Annotated in this window: 14 protein-coding genes, 1 tRNA gene and 2 pseudogenes; 8 read left to right on the forward strand and 9 right to left on the reverse strand. The window is 67.2% G+C overall.

Going from position 1 to position 19,495, the window contains the following annotated elements; all coding sequences use genetic code 11:
- Positions 1 to 37 precede the first annotated feature (37 nt).
- The 7 genes and pseudogenes from trpB to ACYQ8K_RS09390 all read left to right on the forward strand — a co-directional run.
- Positions 38 to 1,300: a tryptophan synthase subunit beta gene (gene trpB / locus ACYQ8K_RS09360; RefSeq protein ID WP_459968346.1), complete on the forward strand. Its 1,263-nt coding sequence runs from the start codon at positions 38 to 40 to the stop codon at positions 1,298 to 1,300.
- A complete protein-coding gene (gene trpA, locus ACYQ8K_RS09365; protein ID WP_459968280.1) occupies positions 1,297 to 2,112 on the forward strand; it encodes a tryptophan synthase subunit alpha in 816 nt (271 codons plus the stop codon). Before trpB ends, trpA begins: the two co-directional genes overlap by 4 nt.
- On the forward strand, positions 2,109 to 3,644 hold the full coding sequence (locus ACYQ8K_RS09370; protein WP_459968282.1) for a prolipoprotein diacylglyceryl transferase: 1,536 nt from the start codon (positions 2,109 to 2,111) through the stop codon (positions 3,642 to 3,644). The genes trpA and ACYQ8K_RS09370 overlap by 4 nt, the downstream gene beginning before the upstream one ends.
- Positions 3,645 to 3,729: 85 nt before the next feature.
- On the forward strand, positions 3,730 to 4,161 hold the full coding sequence (locus tag ACYQ8K_RS09375; RefSeq protein WP_459968284.1) for a DUF2752 domain-containing protein: 432 nt from the start codon (positions 3,730 to 3,732) through the stop codon (positions 4,159 to 4,161).
- Between the two features lie 66 nt (positions 4,162 to 4,227).
- The gene (pyk, locus tag ACYQ8K_RS09380) at positions 4,228 to 5,646 is read left to right on the forward strand and encodes a pyruvate kinase (protein WP_459968286.1); all 1,419 of its coding nucleotides are present in this window, start codon (positions 4,228 to 4,230) and stop codon (positions 5,644 to 5,646) included.
- 92 nt (positions 5,647 to 5,738) lie between these two features.
- Positions 5,739 to 6,587 carry an acyl-CoA thioesterase domain-containing protein gene (locus ACYQ8K_RS09385; RefSeq protein WP_459968348.1) on the forward strand — a complete coding sequence of 283 codons (849 nt, stop codon included), beginning with the start codon at positions 5,739 to 5,741 and terminating at the stop codon, positions 6,585 to 6,587.
- A 513-nt stretch (positions 6,588 to 7,100) separates the two neighbouring features.
- Positions 7,101 to 8,042: pseudogene (locus tag ACYQ8K_RS09390) on the forward strand (bifunctional lysylphosphatidylglycerol flippase/synthetase MprF); the annotation flags it as partial.
- Positions 8,043 to 8,044: 2 nt separating this feature from the next.
- Here the strand turns inward: ACYQ8K_RS09390 and cydC are convergent.
- The 7 genes and pseudogenes from cydC to ACYQ8K_RS09425 all read right to left on the reverse strand — a co-directional run bounded on the left by cydC (position 8,045) and on the right by ACYQ8K_RS09425 (position 16,912).
- Positions 8,045 to 9,788: pseudogene (gene cydC, locus ACYQ8K_RS09395) on the reverse strand (thiol reductant ABC exporter subunit CydC).
- Positions 9,775 to 11,388 (reverse strand): thiol reductant ABC exporter subunit CydD, encoded by a 1,614-nt coding sequence (gene cydD / locus ACYQ8K_RS09400; protein WP_459968350.1) that lies wholly within the window; start codon positions 11,386 to 11,388, stop codon positions 9,775 to 9,777. The pseudogene cydC and the gene cydD overlap by 14 nt, the downstream one beginning before the upstream one ends.
- Positions 11,389 to 11,450: 62 nt before the next feature.
- Positions 11,451 to 12,491 (reverse strand): cytochrome d ubiquinol oxidase subunit II, encoded by a 1,041-nt coding sequence (gene cydB / locus ACYQ8K_RS09405; protein WP_459968288.1) that lies wholly within the window; start codon positions 12,489 to 12,491, stop codon positions 11,451 to 11,453.
- Positions 12,492 to 12,526: 35 nt separating this feature from the next.
- Positions 12,527 to 13,999 carry a cytochrome ubiquinol oxidase subunit I gene (locus tag ACYQ8K_RS09410; RefSeq protein ID WP_459968290.1) on the reverse strand — a complete coding sequence of 491 codons (1,473 nt, stop codon included), beginning with the start codon at positions 13,997 to 13,999 and terminating at the stop codon, positions 12,527 to 12,529.
- A gap of 88 nt (positions 14,000 to 14,087) precedes the next feature.
- A complete protein-coding gene (locus ACYQ8K_RS09415; RefSeq protein WP_459968292.1) occupies positions 14,088 to 14,693 on the reverse strand; it encodes an HdeD family acid-resistance protein in 606 nt (201 codons plus the stop codon).
- 27 nt (positions 14,694 to 14,720) lie between these two features.
- Entirely contained in the window at positions 14,721 to 16,052 is a 1,332-nt protein-coding gene (locus tag ACYQ8K_RS09420) for an adenylate/guanylate cyclase domain-containing protein (RefSeq protein ID WP_459968294.1), read from the reverse strand.
- A 783-nt stretch (positions 16,053 to 16,835) separates the two neighbouring features.
- Positions 16,836 to 16,912 (reverse strand) — tRNA-Leu (locus ACYQ8K_RS09425).
- A gap of 110 nt (positions 16,913 to 17,022) precedes the next feature.
- Here ACYQ8K_RS09425 and ACYQ8K_RS09430 point away from each other — a divergent pair.
- On the forward strand, positions 17,023 to 17,640 hold the full coding sequence (locus ACYQ8K_RS09430; RefSeq protein WP_459968296.1) for an ANTAR domain-containing response regulator: 618 nt from the start codon (positions 17,023 to 17,025) through the stop codon (positions 17,638 to 17,640).
- 130 nt (positions 17,641 to 17,770) lie between these two features.
- Here the strand turns inward: ACYQ8K_RS09430 and ACYQ8K_RS09435 are convergent, their stop codons facing one another.
- The gene (locus tag ACYQ8K_RS09435; RefSeq protein WP_459968298.1) at positions 17,771 to 18,973 is read right to left on the reverse strand and encodes a lipid-transfer protein; all 1,203 of its coding nucleotides are present in this window, start codon (positions 18,971 to 18,973) and stop codon (positions 17,771 to 17,773) included.
- Positions 18,970 to 19,413 carry a Zn-ribbon domain-containing OB-fold protein gene (locus tag ACYQ8K_RS09440; protein ID WP_064952727.1) on the reverse strand — a complete coding sequence of 148 codons (444 nt, stop codon included), beginning with the start codon at positions 19,411 to 19,413 and terminating at the stop codon, positions 18,970 to 18,972. The genes ACYQ8K_RS09435 and ACYQ8K_RS09440 overlap by 4 nt, the downstream gene beginning before the upstream one ends.
- Positions 19,414 to 19,495 lie beyond the last annotated feature (82 nt).

The raw sequence follows: 19,495 nt of genomic DNA on the forward strand, positions 1-19,495 counted from the left end.
ACGTTGAATCCATGAACCATCCCCGCGTAGAGACTTGGTGATGGTGGACCTGTCCCGCCCGGACCTTCCGCTCGCGAGCGCAGCCATCGCCGAACCCACCCGCCACGAACCCGATGCGGGTGGCCATTTCGGGGTGTACGGCGGCCGCTACGTCGCCGAGGCGTTGATGGCCGTGATCGAAGAGGTCACCGCGGCCTACGAGAAGGAACGCGTCAACCAGGATTTCCTGGACTCCTTGGATTACCTGCAGGCGAACTACGCCGGCCGGCCGTCGCCGCTGTACGAGGCCCCACGCCTGTCCGAGCAGGCCGGTGCGCGCATCTTCCTCAAGCGAGAAGACCTGAACCACACCGGTTCTCACAAGATCAACAACGTGCTCGGTCAGGCGTTGCTGGCTCAGCGGATGGGCAAGAAGCGGGTGATCGCCGAGACCGGGGCCGGTCAGCACGGCGTGGCGACCGCCACCGCGTGTGCCCTGCTCGGCCTGGAGTGTGTGATCTACATGGGCGCGGTGGACACCGAACGTCAGGCGCTCAACGTGGCGCGGATGCGCCTGCTGGGGGCGACGGTCGTCTCGGTGGAAAGCGGTTCCAGGACGCTCAAGGACGCCATCAACGAGGCGTTCCGGGATTGGGTTACCAACGCCGACAACACCTTCTATTGCTTCGGCACCGCCGCGGGCCCGCATCCCTTTCCCGCCATGGTGCGCGATTTTCAGCGGATCATCGGCCTCGAGGCGCGTGCCCAGATCCAGGCCCAGGCGGGCCGGTTGCCCGACGCGGTGGTGGCCTGCATCGGCGGCGGTTCCAACGCCATCGGGATCTTCCACCCGTTCATCGACGATCCGAATGTGCGGCTGGTCGGATTCGAGGCGGCCGGCGACGGTGTCGAAACCGGCAGGCACGCCGCGACCTTCAGCGGCGGCTCACCCGGTGCGTTTCAGGGATCGTTCTCGTATCTGCTGCAGGACGAGGACGGGCAGACCATCGAATCCCATTCCATCTCAGCGGGTCTCGACTATCCCGGAGTTGGTCCAGAACATGCGTATCTGCGTGAGACGGGCCGCGCCGAGTACCGTCCGATCACCGACTCCGAGGCGATGGATGCATTCCGCGTCCTGTGCCGCACCGAGGGGATCATCCCGGCCATCGAATCCGCGCACGCCGTGGCGGGTGCGCTGAAATTGGGCACCGAGTTGGGCCGCGGCGCGATCATCGTGGTGAACCTGTCCGGGCGCGGCGACAAGGACGTCGAGACCGCCGCGAAGTGGTTCGGGCTGTTGGGATCCAGCGATCGATGACGGTCAAACACAGCGAAGCGGGCAAGCTCGAGTCGGTCTTCGATGACTGCCGCAACAACAATCGCGCGGCGCTGATCGGCTATCTGCCCACCGGATACCCCGACGTGCCGACGTCGATGAAGGGGATGACGGCACTGGTCGAATCGGGTTGCGACATCATCGAAGTCGGGGTTCCCTATTCGGATCCCGGCATGGACGGCCCGACGATCGCCAAGGCCACCGAGATCGCGCTGCACGGGGGAGTGCGCGTTCGCGACACCCTTGCCGCGGTCGAGGCGATCAGCGCGGCCGGTGGCCGCGCCGTGGTGATGACCTACTGGAATCCGGTGTTGCGCTACGGGGTTGACGCGTTCGCCCGGGATCTGGCAGCTGCGGGCGGCTTCGGCCTGATCACGCCGGATCTCATCCCCGACGAGGCCGGGCAGTGGTTGGCGGCGTCCGAGGAGCACCGGTTGGACCGGATCTTTTTGGTGGCGCCGTCCTCGACGCCGCAGCGGTTGGCGATGACCGTCGACGCGTCGCGTGGATTCGTCTACGCGGCCTCGACGATGGGCGTGACCGGGGCGCGCGACGTCGTGTCCAACGCCGCGCCCGCATTGGTGGGCCGGGTCAAGGAGGTCTCCGACATACCCGTCGGTGTCGGGCTGGGGGTGCGCTCGCGGGAGCAGGCCGCCCAGATCGGCAGCTACGCCGACGGTGTCATCGTCGGGTCCGCGCTGGTGTCGGCATTGGGGGACGGGGGGTTGACTGCATTGCGTGCACTGACTGAGGAACTCGCCGCCGGTGTTCGTCAAAGGGCGGTCGACTCGTGACGAAGCTGCTGGCCTATTTCCCGAGCCCGCCGCAGGGCGTGTGGCACCTCGGACCGCTGCCCATCCGGGCCTATGCGCTGTTCATCATCGCCGGCATCGTGGCCGCACTGCTGATCGGCGACCGGCGCTGGGAAGCCCGCGGCGGCGAGCGCGGCGTGATCTACGACATCGCGCTGTGGACGGTGCCGTTCGGCTTGATCGGTGGACGGCTCTATCACCTCGCCACCGATTGGCGCACTTATTGGGGCCCGGGCGGCGCCGGGCTCGGGGCGGCCGTACGGATCTGGGACGGCGGCTTGGGCATTTGGGGTGCCGTGGCGCTCGGCGGCGTCGGTGCCTGGATCGGCTGCCGCCGGCACGGGATTCCGCTTCCGGCCTTCGCCGACGCGCTGGCCCCCGGAATTATCCTGGCGCAGGCGATCGGCCGGCTCGGCAATTACTTCAACCAGGAGCTCTACGGCCGCGAGACGACGCTGCCGTGGGGCCTGGAGGTCTTCTACCGCCGCGACCCCTCGGGTTACATCGACCCGCATTCGCTGGATGGCGTCTCGACGGGCCAGATCGCGTTCGTAGTGCAGCCGACCTTCCTCTACGAATTGATCTGGAACGTCCTGATTTTCGTCGCGCTGATCTATGCGGACCGACGCTTCACGCTGGGCCATGGCCGGCTGTTCGCCCTGTACGTGGCGGGCTACTGCGTCGGGCGGTTCTGTGTCGAGTTGCTCCGCGACGACACCGCCACCCACATCGCCGGCATCCGGATCAACTCGTTCACATCGACTTTCGTGTTCATCGGGGCCGTGGTGTATCTGATGGCCGCGCCGAAGGGCCGCGAAGATCCCGAGAGCCTGCGCGGCAACCAGTATCTCGACGAGGAAGCCGAGGCCGAGCCGGAGGGCGAGCCCGCGACAGTGGCCGCATCGACGGCCGCGGTGGGCGCGGCGGGTGTCGCGGCAGCCGATGCGCCGAGATCCTCAGCCGAGACGGCGGAGGCCGACGAAACCGCCTTCGCCGATGCGGAAGCCGAAGAGCCGGTGGCGGACTCGACGGAGGCCATCGAGACGGAGCCCAGCGCGGTGGAGGCCACCGAAGCGGAGGAGGCCGAAGTAACCGAGGCCGCAGAGCCCGACGAACCCGAGGCCGGGGAGCTCGAGGCCGAAGAGCCCGAAGCCGAAGAACCCGAGGCCGGCGAGGCCGAAGAGCCCGAAAAGGTTGAGGCCGAAGTGGAATCCGACGAGCCTGAAGAGGCCGAGCCTGAAGCGGCCGAAACCGCGGATTCCGAAGCCGAAGAGCCGAAAGCCGAAGAGCCCGAAGCCGAAGCGGCAGAGGCAGATTCCGAGTCCGACAAGCCAGAGTCCGACAAGCCGGAGTCCGACAAGCCAGAGTCCGACGAACCCGAAGCGGAGAAAGCGGAGGCCCCAACGGAAGACGAGCCGGCCGCCGAAACACCCGAATCCACGACGAGCCCGGCCCAGCCCGAACCCCGTCGGCGATGGGGCTCGCGCCTGAGGAACCGGCTGTCGGGCCGCTGACCACCGGCGAGCGCCGATTTCACAGCTCCGGGCGCAACGGATCTGGCATGCTGAAAAGCGTGACCAACGCAGGTTCGGCGGCTAAATGACGCAACCTCATCCACCCGCGCAACACGCGCACGGCCTGCGGCGCCATCGCCTCTCCATCGCGGTCGGGACCGGCGCGGCGCTGGGTGGCGCGCTCGGCTACGTCGCGCTGGCCGACCCGCACAGCCCGAGTGCGATCTACCCGACCTGCCCGTTCAAATGGCTCACCGGCTGGAATTGCCCGTTTTGCGGCGGGCTGCGGATGGTGCACGACGTGTTGCACGGCGACCTGATGACCGCCATCCACGACAACGTCTTCCTGCTGGTGGGACTCCCGCTGCTGGCCGCATGGCTGCTGGTGCGCCGCGCCCGCGGCAAGGGATTGCCGCCCAGGGCGGCGTTGCTGACTGTCGTGGTCGCGACGTTCGCCTGGACGGTGCTGCGTAACCTGCCCGCCTTCCCCTTGTTTCCCACCGTTCTTGGTGGGTAAAAGCACACCCCGCGACGTCACCGATGTGGCGTCCGTGGGGGTTACACACGACTATGCTGGGTCGGCGTGAGTAGACGCGGGAAGATCGTCTGCACCCTTGGCCCTGCGACCAATTCGGATGAGTCGATCCTGGCCCTGGTTGAGGCCGGAATGGACGTCGCGAGGCTGAACTTCAGCCACGGCGACTACTCCGATCACAAAGCCGCCTACGAGCGCGTCAGGTCCGCTTCCGACGCCACGGGCCGCGCCGTCGGCGTGCTCGCCGACCTGCAGGGCCCCAAGATCAGGCTGGGGCGTTTCGCCACCGGGCCCACGTACTGGGCCGATGGCGAAACGGTGCGGATCACCGTCGCCGACTGCGAGGGCGACCACGACCGGGTGTCGACCACCTACAAGAAGCTGGCCGAGGACGCCGCCGTCGGCGACCGGATCCTGGTCGACGACGGCAAGGTCGGCCTGATGATCGACGGTATCGAGGGTGACGACGTCATCTGCACGGTCGTCGAGGGCGGCCCCGTCAGCAACAACAAGGGCATCTCGCTGCCGGGCATGAACGTGTCCGCGCCGGCCCTGTCGGAGAAGGACGTCGAGGACCTCACCTTCGCGCTCGAGCTCGGCGTCGACCTGGTCGCGCTCTCCTTCGTGCGTTCGCCCTCCGACGTCGAGTTGGTGCACGAAGTGATGGACCGGGTCGGCCGGCGGGTGCCGGTGATCGCGAAGCTGGAGAAGCCGGAGGCCGTCGACAATCTGGAGGCCATCGTGCTGGCCTTCGACGCGATCATGGTGGCCCGCGGCGACCTGGGCGTCGAGCTGCCCCTGGAAGAGGTCCCACTGGTGCAGAAGCGGGCCATCCAGATGGCCCGGGAGAACGCGAAACCCGTGATCGTGGCGACGCAGATGCTCGATTCGATGATCGAGAGCTCACGGCCGACCCGGGCCGAGGCCTCCGACGTCGCCAACGCCGTTCTGGACGGCGCCGACGCGGTGATGCTGTCCGGGGAAACGTCGGTGGGGAAGTATCCGCTGGCGGCCGTTCGGACCATGGCGCGGATCATCTGCGCGGTCGAGGACAACTCCACGGCCGCGCCGCCGCTGACTCACGTGCCGCGCACCAAGCGCGGCGTGATCTCGTATGCGGCCCGCGACATCGGTGAGCGGCTCGACGCCAAGGCGCTGGTCGCTTTCACCCAGTCCGGCGACACCGTCAAGCGCCTCGCGCGCCTGCACACCCCGCTGCCGCTGCTGGCCTTCACCGCATGGCCCGAGGTGCGCAGCCAGCTCGCGATGACCTGGGGCACCGAAACATTCATCGTCCCGATGATGACCTCCACGGACGGCATGATCCGCCAGGTCGACAAGTCGCTGCTGGAGCTCGGCCGCTACAAGCGGGGCGACCTGGTGGTCATCGTCGCCGGCGCGCCACCTGGCACAGTAGGGTCAACCAACCTCATCCATGTGCACCGGATCGGGGAGGACGACGTCTAACCAGAGGAGAGCCTGTGCCGGCCGGCTGTGAGTCTCAGGAGCCGAATGCGGTCGACGAAGCCGCGACACAGACCCATCCGGATTTCGCGGAGCTGCTGGCGACCCTCGACCTCCACCGCGTCGACGACGACCTGTTCATCGGCTCGCATCCCAGCAAGAACCCCATGCGGACCTTCGGTGGCCAGCTGATGTCGCAGTCGTTCGTCGCGAGCAGCCGCAGCCTGGTCCGCGACGACCTGCCGCCGGGCGCCCTGTCGGTGCACTTCATCAACGGGGGAGACACCGCCAAGGACATCGAATTCCGCGTGACGCGACTGCGCGACGAGCGCCGCTTCGCCAATCGGCGCGTCGACGCGGTGCAAGACGGCACGCTGCTGTCCACGGCCCTGGTCTCCTACATGGCCGGCGGCCGCGGCCTGGAACACGGCATCGAGCCGCCAACGGTGGCCGAGCCGCACACGCAGCCCACGATCGGTGAACTCCTGCGTGGCTACGAAGAAACCGTCCCGCACTTCGTCAACGCCCTGCAGCCCATCGAATGGCGTTACACCAACGACCCGGCCTGGGTGATGCGCACGAAGGGCGATCGGCTCCCGCACAACCGGGTCTGGGTCAAGGCTTTGGGAGACGTTCCCGACGACCCCGTATTGCACACGGCAACAATGGTGTATTCGTCGGACACCACGGTATTGGACTCGGTTATCACCACCCACGGCCTTTCCTGGGGATTCGACCGCATATTCGCCGCCTCAGCCAATCATTCCATTTGGTTTCACCGGCAGGTCAACTTCAACGACTGGGTGTTGTACTCCACATCGTCGCCGGTGGCGGCCGATTCGCGGGGCCTGGGAACCGGGCACTTCTTCGACCGGTCCGGGCAACCGCTCGCCACGGTGGTGCAAGAAGGCGTGCTGAAATATTTCCCGTCTTCCGCGCGGTAAAACGTGACCTAATAGCTGCGGAATCTCCGCGCGAATTCGTGCCCGAAACGGCCCTGATCCGGCGTAGCTTTGACGTAGTCGGGTATTCGGTGCAGAGGCGGTAATCAACCCGCCCAGCTGGTGTCAGCGCATCGGGAGGTGATTGTGAACGGGCCAGTGGTGGACGTCACGGTAGCAAGGCCCCGTGCGCGCGAACGCGTTGTCGTGTCGGTCGATTCGCTCGCGGCCCGTTTGATCGGCGCGTTGGCGCTGTTCGGGGCGGCATGCTGGCTCATCGAGATCCTCGCTCGGCACCATAGCCATCCGAGCTGGAACTACACCGACCGGTTGGCCTGGTCGCTCACCGTGCTGGTGGCGGTGGCCTGGATGGCTCGCGGCATCTTCCTGGGCCGGCCGGTGACGACCATGCATGCCATCGCCGCCGCCTTGTTCGTCCTGGCCGGACTCGGCCTGCATGTGCTGTCGTTCGATCTGCTCGGTGACCTGGTGATCGCCAGCTCGGGCATGGTGTTGATGTGGCCGACGACCTCCTATCCGCGGCCCGGTGACCTGCCGCGCGTGTGGAAGCTGATCGACCAGACCGGCGGCGACGCGCTCGCGCCGTTCGCCATGCAGACCGGCAAGAGCTATCACTTCAGCGCCGACGGCTCGGCGGCGCTGGCCTACCGGACGCGGATGGGAATCGCCGTCGTCAGTGGTGACCCGATCGGCGACGAGGCCCACTTCCCGGAACTGGTCGCCGATTTCGCCGCCACCTGCCACGCGCACGGCTGGCGCATCGCCGTGGTGGGGTGCGGCGAGCGGCGGCTTGGCCTGTGGAGCGATTCGACGGTGTTGGGACAATCGTTGCGGCCCATACCGATTGGCCGCGATGTGGTGGTCGACGTGTCCGGCTTCGACATGGTGGGCAGGAAATTCCGCAACCTGCGGCAGGCGGTGAAGCGCACCCACAATTGCGGTGTGACAACGGAAATCGTGTCGGAGCAGGAACTCGACGACAAGCTGCTGGCCGAGCTGACCGAGGTGGTGCGGGAGTCATCCAAGGGGGCCCACGCCGATCGCGGATTCCACATGAACCTCGACGGGGTTCTGCAGGGCCGTTTCCCGGGAATCCAGCTCATCATCGCCCGGGACAAGAAGGGCACGGTACAGGCGTTCCACCGGTATGCCACGGCCGGCGCGGGCAGCGACATCACGCTCGATGTGCCGTGGCGCCGGCGCAGCGCGCCCAACGGCCTCGATGAGCGGCTCAGCGTCGACATGATCATGGCCGGCAAAGAGACTGGGGCGCAGCGGGTCTCGCTGGCCTTCGCCGCGTTCCCGGAGATTTTCGACGACAAGAACCGCGGCTTGACGCAGCGTGTCTTCTACCGGCTGATCCACGTTCTCGATCCGTTGATCGCCCTCGAGTCGTTGTACCGGTATGTGCGCAAGTGGCACGCGCTGGACGCCCGGCGCTACGCGCTGATCTCCATGACGCAGATCGTCCCGCTACTGTTCGTGCTGCTGTCGCTGGAATTCATGCCCCGCCGGCGACACCTCTGAGTCCGCCAGCGCCACCTCGTCATCGACGCGCAGTTGCCGGCAGCCCAGGCCCTCGGGCAGGTGGTGAGTCGCCACCACCACCGTCCGGTGCGCGGACATCAACCGCGAATCCGGGGCCAACAGGTCGCGCAGAACCTGTTCGGCGTCACCGACATCGAGGTGTTCGGTCGGCTCGTCCAGCAGCACGATCCGCGTGGGCGAGATCACCGCCCGGGCCAGCAGCAGCCTTCGGCGCTGGCCGGCCGAAAGGGCTTGCGCCCCGCCGGTGAGCACCGTGGACAAGCCGTCGGGCAGACCGGCGAGCCAGGCGCCCAGGCCAACCACTTCCAGTGCTGCCGTCAAGTCGTCGTCGGGGCAGTCTCCGCGGGCGACCAACAGGTTGTCGCGGACGGTGGTGGCGAAGATATGGGCGTCCTCGGCGAAAAACCCTATCGCGCTGTGCAATTCGTCCTCGCCGAACTCGTTGATGCCGGTGCCGTCCAGCGTCACCCGCCCGTCCAGGGGCGGCAGCAGGCCGGCGAGCGTCATCAAGAACGTGGTCTTGCCGGAACCGCTGGCGCCGGTGACGGCCAGCCGCGCACCGGGCGGCAGATCGACCGCTATCCGGGGAGAGCGTGCCGCGCCGTCATGACCGGAACGCACGTTGGCCGACAACCGTCCGGGGCCGACCGGTGTGGGCGCGCTCACCGTCGCGTTCTCGGGCCCGGGCGGGGTCAGTTCGAGCAGGCGACGCGCGGCGATCCGCGAGCGCGTCAATTGGATCGCGGCGGCCGGTAACGCCGCCATCGCCTCGAAGGCGGACAGCGGCAGCAACATCAGCACGGCCAGCGTGGTGGGCGCGACCGCGTGTGCCAACCCGATCCCGCACACCACCGCGCCCAGCACGCTCGCCCCGATCGCCGCGGTCGGCATCGCCTCGGCGATGGCCGCCGGTTTGGCGGCCGCGTCCAGCGCTTCGCCCCACGCGCGCTGCCGGCGTTGCGATTCGGCGATGACATCGGGAAGCAGGCCGGCGACCCGAAGTTCGGGGGCGTGTTCGAGGGCGACCATCGCGGACGTGTCGCGTTCGGAATGATGCTGCCGCGCAACGTCTTCCTGGGCTGCGGCGGCCCGGCCGGCGAGCCGGGGCGCGGCCAAGCCGGCGACCAGCAGGCAGAGGGCCAGCACCACGGCCGCGGCCGGTGAGATGGCCGCGACGACGGCGGTCGCCGCCAGGGCCAGCACCACTGCGACGCCGATCGGCACCAGGGCGCGCACCAGGACGTTGGCCAGTTCGTCGACGTCAGCGCCCACCCGCGCCACGAGTTCACCGCTGTGCAGCCGGACGGCGGCCGCCGCGGGTCCGCGCGCGAGCCGCCGATAAATCTCTGCCCGGGCGGTGCCCGCCGCGCGCAAAGCCGTGTCGTGGGTGGCCAGTCGCTCGCAGTAGTGCAGCACGCCGCGCGAGATCGCGAACATCCGAACCGCGACCGCCGCCACCGACAGGTCCAGCACGGGCGGCATCTGCCAGGCCCGTGTGATCAGCCACGCCGAAACAGCGGCCAGGGCCAGCGCACTACCCAGCGCGAGCACTCCGAGCGCAATCGCCGCCAGGACGCGGGGCAGCCGCGGGCGCAGCAGCGTCACAGCGTCGATGAGCGGATCAGGCCGGCGCATAACGCATCCCCCGGTCGGCGACGACGTCGATGACCCAGTCGCCGATGGCCAGCACCGGCGCACGGTGGCCGACGACGATCACGGTCGCGCCGGCGCGCGCCCGCTCCGCGATGGCCCGCAAGACGCGGTCCTCGGTCGCCGCGTCCAGGTGTGCGGTCGGCTCGTCGAGCAACAGCACCGCGGCCGTCGACCCGAGCGCACGGGCCAGCCCCAGTCGTTGCCGCTGCCCCAACGACAGTCCCACGCCGCCGCGTCCGAGGATGGTGTCACGCCCATTCGGCAGCTCCGCCAGCACCGCGTCGAATCCGGAATCCGCACAGGCCTTTTCGGCGTCATGAAGCTCTCCGAGCAGCCTCAGGTTGTCGTCGACGGTGCCAGGCACGAGCACCGGCCGTTGCGGAAGCCAGGACAGCTGAGCCCACCAGCCGGCCGGCTCCAGGTCGGCGACGTCAACGCCGTCCACCACGATCCGGCCCGACGAGGGCACGCTGATGCCGGCGATCGCCTGCAGGGTGGTGCTCTTGCCGGTGCCGTTGCGCCCGGTCAGGACGGTCACCGAGCCGGGCTCGATGGCCGCGCTCAGCTCGTACGGCGCCCTCCCGTCGCGGCCGTCCACGCTCAATCGGTCGATGCGGATCCGCGCGCCGCGCGCGGTGACCGTCCGGGTTCCGGCCGTCGCCGCGACCGGCTCGCCGATGAGGGCGAAAGCGGCACCGGCGGCGGCCCTGCCGTCTTGGGCGGCATGGAATTCGACGCCGATGCGGCGCAGGGGCCAGTAGACGTCCGGCGCCAGCAACAGGACGGTCAGCCCCGTGGTCAGGGTCATCTCGCCGAACACCAGCCGCAGGCCGATTCCAACGGCGATCAGCGCCACCCCGAGGGTGGCCAGCAGCTCGAGCACCAGAGCCGACAGGAACGCGATCCGCAGTGTCGCCATGGCCGAGCGGCGATGGGCCGCAGCCAGTTCGGCGATGCGGTGCTCGGGGCCCGCGCTGCGGCCCAGCGCCCGCAGCGTGGGGATGCCGGCGATCAGATCCAGCAGCCGGGCCTGCAGCGTCGTCATCGCGGCCAGCGCCGCGGCCGACCGGTCGGCGGTCGCCAACCCGATCAGCACCATGAAGATCGGTATCAGGGGCAGCGTGATCGCCACGACGGCCGCCGATTTCAGGTCGTAGGCCGCCACCACGGCGACGGTGGCCGGGGTCAGGATCGCGGCGAGCATCAGCGTCGGCAGGTAGCCGGTGAAGTAAGGGCGCAAGCCATCCAGCCCGCGGGTGACGACGACGGCGGCGGTGTCGCGTTGCGTCGCCAGTTCGCTGGGCTGCCTGGCCGTCACCGCACTGAGGACCTGGCCGGACAGATCGGCGATGACGGCGCTGGCTCCCCGTTGCCCCAGGCGCGCCTGAAGCCAATGCGCCACCGCGCGAACCGCCCAGAGCGCCAATAGGATTGACAGCGGACCCAGCCAGACATGCATTCCCCGGGCGGCGGGCTCGCCGACGACGCGGGCGACGATGCGCGCCAAGACGATCGCCGACCCGATCGCGCAGCCCGAGATCAGCACGCCGCAGCCGACCACGGCGACCAGGTAGCGGCACACCGCCGCCGAGGCCCGCCACAGTCTCGGGTCAAGCGGCGCCCGGCTGGTACGGTCCGCACCGCTCAGGACGGTCGCCTTGCCAGTCCGATCGGCGCGGGTATCCGGTCGGCCGAGATCCGTTGCCGGAAAATCCAATACGACCAGGCTTGGTAGACGACCGTGAGCGGCGCCATGAACGCCGTCACCCACGTCATGACCTTGAGGGTGTAGTGGGTGGAGGAGGCGTTGTAGATGGTCAGGCTCCACTGCGTGTTCAGCGTCGAGGGCACCAAGTTCGGATACAGCGAGCCGAAGAGCAGGATCACCACGGCCGCGACCACCAGCGCGACGCAGGTGAACGCCCAGCCGTCGGACGCCCGGCGCCACACCAACAGCACCGCCGCCAGTTGCGCCAGCACCGCGACGGCCAGCACCAGCCAGGTCCAGTCCTTACCGTGAGCCAGCTGCGTCCAAAGCCCAAAAGCGGCAACCAATCCGGTGACCGGGAGCGACAGCCAGACGCCGAACCGGTACGCGTCCTCGCGGATGGCCCCGGAGGTCTTCAACGCGACGAAGGTCGCCCCGTAGAACAAGAACAGGCCGGCGGTGGCCAGGCCGCCCAGCAGCGTGTAGGCGTTGAGCACATCGGTGATCGACAGGTGGATGTGGCCGTTGGCCTCGACCGGGAGTCCGCGGACCAGGATGGCGAAGGCGACGCCCCACAAAACGGCCGGCAGCCAGGACCCGGCCGCGATGGCGACGTCGGCCCAGCCGCGCCACTTGGTGTCGTCGATCTTGCCGCGCCACTCGATCGCCACAGCGCGCACGATCATGCCGAACAGGATCGCCAGCAGCGGCAGGTACAGCGTGGAGAACACGGTGGCGTACCAGGCGGGGAAGGCGGCGAACATCGCTGCGCCGCCGACGATCAGCCACACCTCGTTGCCGTCCCACACCGGTCCGATGGTGTTGAGCGCCGTGCGGCGCAGCGGTTCGGGTTCGCCGATGCCGACGCGGGCGAACGGCTCCATCAACATGCCCACGCCGAAGTCGAAGCCCTCGAGGATGAAGAAACCCAGGAACAGCACCCCGATGATGCCGAACCACACTTCCTGCAGTCCCACCGTCGCAACTCCTTTCGGCGTCGGGTAAGTCCTCGTCAGTACGCGAAGGACAGAGGCGCCACCTCGTCCTCGCTGGGCGCTTGCGGGGGAGCGGGTTCCGCGTCGTGTTCCAGCGGCCCCTCGACGGTGTAGCGCTTGAGCAGGAAGAACCAGAGGACGGCGAGCACCGCGTAGACGAGGGTGAAGGTCACCAGGGAGGTGACGACCATGCCGGGCACGTGATGCGACACCCCTTCGCGCACGGTCATCCGAATCAGTTGGTCCCCAGTGGGATTGGGCGCCACGACCCACGGCTGGCGGCCCATCTCGGTGAACACCCACCCCGAGATGTTGGCCAGGAAGGGCATGGGGATGGTCAGCAGGGCGAACCAGGACATCCAGCGGCTCTGTGGTGTTCGTTTGCCGCGGGTGACCCACAACACGGTCAGGGCGAACAACACCGGGATCGCCAAAAATCCGATCATCGCCCGGAAGGACCAGTAGGTGACGAACAAGTTGGGCCGGTAGTCGTCGGGCCCGTAGCGATGCTGGTATTCCTGCTGTAACTCGTCGACACCGCGCAACGTCACTCCGCTGAATCTGCCCTCGGCCAGGAACGGCAGCACGTAGTGCACCTTGATGACCTCGGCGACGCTGCCGCAGTTGTTGTGCGTTCCGATGGTCAGCACCGAGAAGTCGGGGTCGGTCTGGGTGTGGCACAACGCTTCTGCCGACGCCATCTTCATCGGCTGCTGCACGAACATCAGCTTGCCCTGCCTGTCGCCGGTGAAGAACAGGCCGACAGTGGCCAGCAACACCACCCCGCAGCCCAGGACGGCCGCCGGGCGAAACATGGCGCGGGCCTCGGTTTGTGCTTCGGGCGTGCTGGCCGTCTGCCTGCGTGAGCGCACCATCCACCACGCGCTGACCGCGGCGACGAAGGTGCCCGCAACCAGCAGCGCGCCGGTCACGGTGTGCGAAAACGCCGCTTGCGCAGTGTTATTGGACAGCAGGGCGAAGATGTCGTCCAGCTCGGCCCGTCGCGTCGACGGGTTGTAGTGCGCGCCGACCGGGTGCTGCATGAACGAGTTCGCCGCGATGATGAAGAACGCCGAGGCGTTGACGCCGAACGCGACGATCCAGATGCAGGCCAGGTGTATCAGCTTCGGCAGCCGGCTCCAGCCGAAGATCCACAATCCGATGAACGTGGACTCGAAGAAGAAGGCGAACAACCCCTCCATCGCCAGCGGCGCACCGAAGATATCGCCGACGAACTTCGAGTACTCCGACCAGTTCATCCCGAACTGAAACTCTTGGACGATCCCGGTCGCCACGCCGATGGCGAAGTTGATCAGGAACAACTTGCCGAAGAACTTGGTCAGTCGGTACCAGGCGGTGTTACCGGTGGCCACCCACACCGTCTGCATGATGGCGATCAGCGGGGCCAAACCGATGGTGAGCGGCACGAAGATGAAGTGGTAGACGGTAGTGATACCGAACTGCCACCGCGAAATATCGACGACATTCATCTGTCATCTCCCGAGACTGCGGAGGGCCGATCAACGGCTACGACAGAGTGTAGTAGATGAGTCGGCGCCTCCGCTACCGGCTCCCTCGTCAGGCGGCGAGGGTTTTGGAGGCCTTGCGAATTCCGAACGACGAAATGATCTCGAACACGCCGATGACCACGAACCACGCGCCGACCACGATCGCCAGGGTGACGATGGATTGGAACGGCGACGCCAGCACGACGATGCCGGCAAGCAGGCTGATCACGCCGACGAAGATGTTCCAGCCCCGGCCCGGCAGGTGCGGGTCACTGACGGCCGAAATCGTTGTGGCGACACCGCGGAAGATGAAACCGATGCCAATCCAGATGGCTAGCAGCAGGATTGCGTATCCCTGACCGAAGTGACGGAACGCCAGCAGCGCGAGGATCAACGACGCTGCGCCACTGATGAACAGCAGGATGCGGCTGCCCGCCGAGACGTGCAGCGAGAACGCGAAGACAACCTGAGCGACACCGGTGATCAACAGATAAACGCCGAAGGCGACGGCGGCGACCAGGATGGAAATTCCCGGCCAGGCCAGCACCAGGACACCGAGGACAATCGACAGAATTCCCGACAGCAGAGCGGATTTCCACAGATGCGGCAGCAAGCTCGGAACGGGGTGGGTTCCAGGAGAGCCAGGGGAGATAGTCATGGCCGCAGTCTGGCACAAACGTGGGCCGTGGTACAGGGACTTTCGTCAGACGTGGACCGTGCGCGGGTCTTCGGCACGCAGGTCGGTGGGTTCTTCGCCTGCCTTGCGGCCGATTAGATACCAGGTGCGCATAACGCCCTTGCCCTTGATCTCGATCCGGCCGCGCTCCTGCAGAACGAACTCGTGTTTGAGGCGTTCATACATCGCCTCGGGCACCTGAATTCGGCCCACCGAATCGGTGGACTCCATTCGCGACGCGACGTTGACGGCGTCGCCCCACACGTCGTAGAAGAACCGGCGCGAACCCACGACGCCGGCCACCACTGGTCCGCAGGCCATGCCCATCCGCAATGGGACCGCGTTGCCGTGCGGATCCTTCAGTGCCGCAGCAACATTGGCCATATCGAGCGCCAAAGCGGCCAGGGCGAAGGCGTGGTCCGGCCGCGCGCGCGGGACCCCGCTGACCACCATGTAGGAGTCGCCGCTGACTTTGATCTTCTCCAGGCCGTGTCTGTCCACCAACTCGTCGAACGCGCCGTACAACCGGTCGAGGAACCGCACCAAGTCGGCCGGGCTGGTGCTGCTGGCGCGTTCGGTGAAGCTGACGATGTCGGCGAACAGGACGGAGGCCTCGTCGTACTTGTCGGCGATCACGTTCCGGTCGGCACTTTTGAGACGCTCGGCGATGCTGCCCGGCAGCATGTTGGCCAGCAGCGCCTCCGACCGTGCGTACTCGGATTCGATTACCGCCTCGGCGCGCTGGGTGTCGCGCAGCGCGTACGACACGGTGATGAACACCATCACGCAGGCGGAGACGATGGTGACGACGAACATCATCGACTGTGCCCACGTCGGCACCAGGCCGGTATCGCGGGGAACCAGGAATTCCAGGGCGATGATCAGGCCCGCGGCGATCGCCGCCAGGAATGCGGCCAACACGATGTGATCAAGCCCCAACACCAGGACCACCAGGCAGGCGCCCACCACCAAGAAGAACTGGGCGCCCGAGGCGGTGCCCGCATCCCAGCAGGTGGCCAAGACCGTGACGTAGGCGGCGCCGATAAAGGTCAGCGGCGCAACCAGATTACCGAAGCGGTGCAGCCACGGCACACACGCGAAGATCACCGCCGAGACGACATTGAGGAGCAGCATCTGCCAGATCCAGGCGCCGGTGACGACCTGCAGCACGACAAAAGTGGTGCAGACCGCCACAGCCAGCCAGGCCGCGATCGTGAGCACCCGGTACTGGCGTGCGGCGCTGTCGGCGTAGTGCTGATTGCGGTCGCGCGATTGGGCCCGCGCCGCGGCCACGCAGTCCGGGCGCTCCGAGGAGCCGTTGAGGCGTCTTGGTGGGGCACCACACTTCTTGGCCGCCACGCAAGCAAGCCTAACCGCCGAGCAGCACACTCGTCGCCTGTCCTCAAGAAAATCGCCGTTTTCGCCCCCGTAAGTTTCTGATTCTGATAACAGTTCTTGTTATCGGGTTGTAATCGGGTTTGGGAGTCATTGGTTCGGGTTATTAGACACGTGTTCGCAGGGCTCAGGGAGACGTGTTTGCCTCAACTAAGGGGTGCCTGATGGTCGGTGTCAAAATGTTCGGTCTTGGGTTAATCTTCGCTCTTAGTGCGGTGTATATGGATGGCTGCCGCACCGCCTGCGGTGACCCGAGTTGGTTGCTCCGGGCGGTCAGCGAGTCCATCGGAAATTACGGTACGGGGCCGGACTTCTCGGCCCTTGGCCAGGTGTGCATCAGCCGTTCGCTCGGGGATTAGACTGGCGCACTTGGCGATTGGGGCGGCGACGGTGAGGCGACGCCGCGCCGTCGCCGAATCTGGTCCCGCGCCAGATTACCAGCACGGTGACGGGCCGGCGTTGCTGCTGTGTGTCGCGCCGCCCGTCACGAATGCGGAGAGTTCCGCCGCGAAAGGCGGCGACAAATCGGATGAATTCAAATGATCATGCATTCGGATGGCCATTTGCCGGAACGCAACGAATTAGCCGTGGATGCGCGCAGTTTCTAAATTCGGTCAGTTCATACCATTAGGATGTTCTGACCGCGATTTCAGACTGCATGTTCGTGGAAATGCCTAAAAGCTTCTACCGTCGGTATCGGAAAGCGGATGAAGACGCCGCCGAGCCGGCTCAAGCCCCACGTGCATGTGGTGCCCTCGGTGAGATTCGAACTCACACTGGACGGGTTTTGAATCCGTTTCCTCTGCCAGTTGGGATACGAGGGCGCGGCCTCTTACCTTAGAGGCAGCCTCCCACCATAGAGGATCAGGAGTGCTCAACTGCCTCACCGCCCCCGAGGTCGCTGGTCTGAGGCGTTCACGACACAATATGCGTCATGACAGGCCCCACGACCGACACCGACGCCGCTGTGCCGCGCCGGGTCCTGATCGCTGAAGACGAAGCGCTCATCCGAATGGATCTCGCCGAGATGCTCCGAGAGGAGGGGTACGAGATCGTCGGGGAGGCCGGCGACGGACAGGAAGCCGTCGAATTGGCCGAGCGCCATCAGCCGGACCTGGTGATCATGGACGTGAAGATGCCGCGCCGCGACGGCATCGACGCGGCCTCGGAGATAGCCAGCAAGCGCATCGCCCCGATCGTGGTGCTGACCGCGTTCAGCCAGCGCGATCTGGTAGAGCGGGCGCGCGACGCCGGGGCGATGGCCTATCTGGTGAAGCCGTTCACCATCAGCGACCTCATCCCGGCCATCGAATTGGCCGTCAGTCGCTTCGCCGAGATCGCCGAGCTCGAACGCGAGGTCGCCTCGTTGTCCGACCGGCTGGAGACCCGCAAGCTCGTGGAGCGCGCGAAAGGGCTGCTGCAGAGCGAACAGGGCATGACCGAGCCCGAGGCCTTCAAGTGGATTCAGCGGGCCGCCATGGACCGCAGGACCACGATGAAGCGGGTGGCCGAAGTCGTCCTGGAGACCCTCGATCCGTCCAAAGACGCCTGACTGCGCACCGAGGGCGTCGAGTGTGCGGTGGGGGCGAATACACGCCGACGGCAGCCGCCGTGGTTGCCCACTGAAAGCCGTGGTTGCACAGCCAAGCCCACAATCGGCGGCGGCCCTGGGCCCTAGGCCCCTAGCGCGCGACGATCACCGACGAGCCGTGCCCGAACAGGCCCTGGTTGGCGGTCACCCCGACAGTGGCGTTCTCCACCTGCCGGCCGGTGGCCTGGCCACGCAGCTGCCAGGTCAACTCGCAGACCTGAGCGATCGCCTGGGCGGGAATCGCCTCGCCGAAGCACGCCAGCCCACCCGACGGGTTGACCGGGACCCGGCCGCCGATGGTGGTGGCGCCGCTGCGCAGCAGCTCCTCCGCTTCGCCCTTGGCGCACAGGCCAAGGTGCTCGTACCAGTCGAGTTCCAGCGCGGTGGACAGGTCGTAGACCTCGGCCAGGCTCACGTCCTCGGGCCCGATGCCCGCCTCGGCGTAGGCCGCATCGAGGATCTGATCCTTGAACACCCGCTCCGGTGCGGCCACGACGGCGGTGGAATCGGTTGCGATATCCGGCAATTCGGGCAGGTGCTGCGGGTAGCGCGGCGTGACCGTGCTGACCGCGCGCACCGACGGCACGCCCTCGAGCGAGCCCAGGTGCTTGCGGGCGAACTCGGCGCTGGCCACGATCAGCGCCGCGGCGCCGTCGGAGGTGGCGCAGATGTCGAGCTGCCGCAGCGGGTCGGAGACGACCGGGCTGGCCAGCACGTCCTCGACCGAGGATTCCTTGCGGTAGCGGGCATTCGGGTTCTGCAGGCCGTGCGCAGAGTTCTTCACCTTCACCGCGGCGAAGTCCTCGGACGTCGCACCGTAGAGGTCCATCCGGCGCCGCGCCAGCAGCGCGAAGTACACGGGGTTCATCGCACCGATGAGGTGGAAGCGCTGCCAGTCGGGATCGTTCTTGCGCTCGCCGCCAACCGGGGCGAAGGCGCCTTTCGGGGTGGTGTCGGCGCCGATGACCAGCGCGACGTCGCAGAAGCCGGCCAGGATGTGGGCGCGGGCGCTCTGCAGCGCCTGCGACCCGCTGGCGCAGGCCGCGTAGCTGGAGCTGACCGGCACACCGTTCCAGCCGAGCTTCTGCGCGAACGTCGACCCCGCGATGAAGCCCGGGTAGCCGTTGCGGATGGTGTCGGCCCCGGCGACCAACTGGATCTGCCGCCAGTCCAGCCCCGCCTCGGCCAGCGCGGCGCGCGCGGCGACCACGCCGTATTCGGTGAAGTCGCGGCCCCATTTGCCCCACGGGTGCATCCCGGCGCCGAGGATGAAAAGCGGTTCCGGAGCGCTCATGAGGCCACCTTCCAGGCGTGCACGAGGCGTTCGACGCCGTCGGCGTCGGTGAACAAGGTCATGGTGGCCAGCTCCATCTCGATGCCGACCTTCAGGTCGGCGGCCAGCGTCCCCTCGACCACCTTGCCGAGCACGATGATGCCCTCGTCGGCCAGCTCCACCGCGGCGATGGCGAACGGCTCGAACGGGTCCGCCGCCGGATAGGGGGCGGGTGGCGGGTACCGGTTCTCGGTGTAGCTCCACAGCGTTCCCCGGGTCGACAAAGCGACGGACTCTAGGGCGTCGCTGGCGCACGCCGGGTTGGGGCAGTTGTTCTCCCGCGGCGGGAACACGTAGGTGCCGCACTCGGGGCACTTGCTGCCGATCAGATGGGGATTTCCGGCGTCATCGGTGGCGAACCACCCGTCGATCGCGGGTTCTTGACTGGTGACCTCTGGCACTGGGCCAGACTACCCAGCCCCCACCCAAAACTGAAACGTGTTGCAGTTCTCCTGGTGGCGCGGTTGGGGCGCCCAGCCCGTC

The organism is Mycobacterium sp. MUNTM1, from assembly GCF_054660795.1.

Coding starts and splice junctions, on each gene's coding strand:
- trpA (WP_459968280.1), top strand. CDS start 1,297: ATGACGGTCAAACACAGCGAAGCGGGCAAGCTCGAGTCGGTCTTCGAT.
- ACYQ8K_RS09375 (WP_459968284.1), top strand. CDS start 3,730: ATGACGCAACCTCATCCACCCGCGCAACACGCGCACGGCCTGCGGCGC.
- ACYQ8K_RS09410 (WP_459968290.1), bottom strand. CDS start 13,999: ATGAATGTCGTCGATATTTCGCGGTGGCAGTTCGGTATCACTACCGTC.
- ACYQ8K_RS09430 (WP_459968296.1), top strand. CDS start 17,023: ATGACAGGCCCCACGACCGACACCGACGCCGCTGTGCCGCGCCGGGTC.
- ACYQ8K_RS09435 (WP_459968298.1), bottom strand. CDS start 18,973: ATGAGCGCTCCGGAACCGCTTTTCATCCTCGGCGCCGGGATGCACCCG.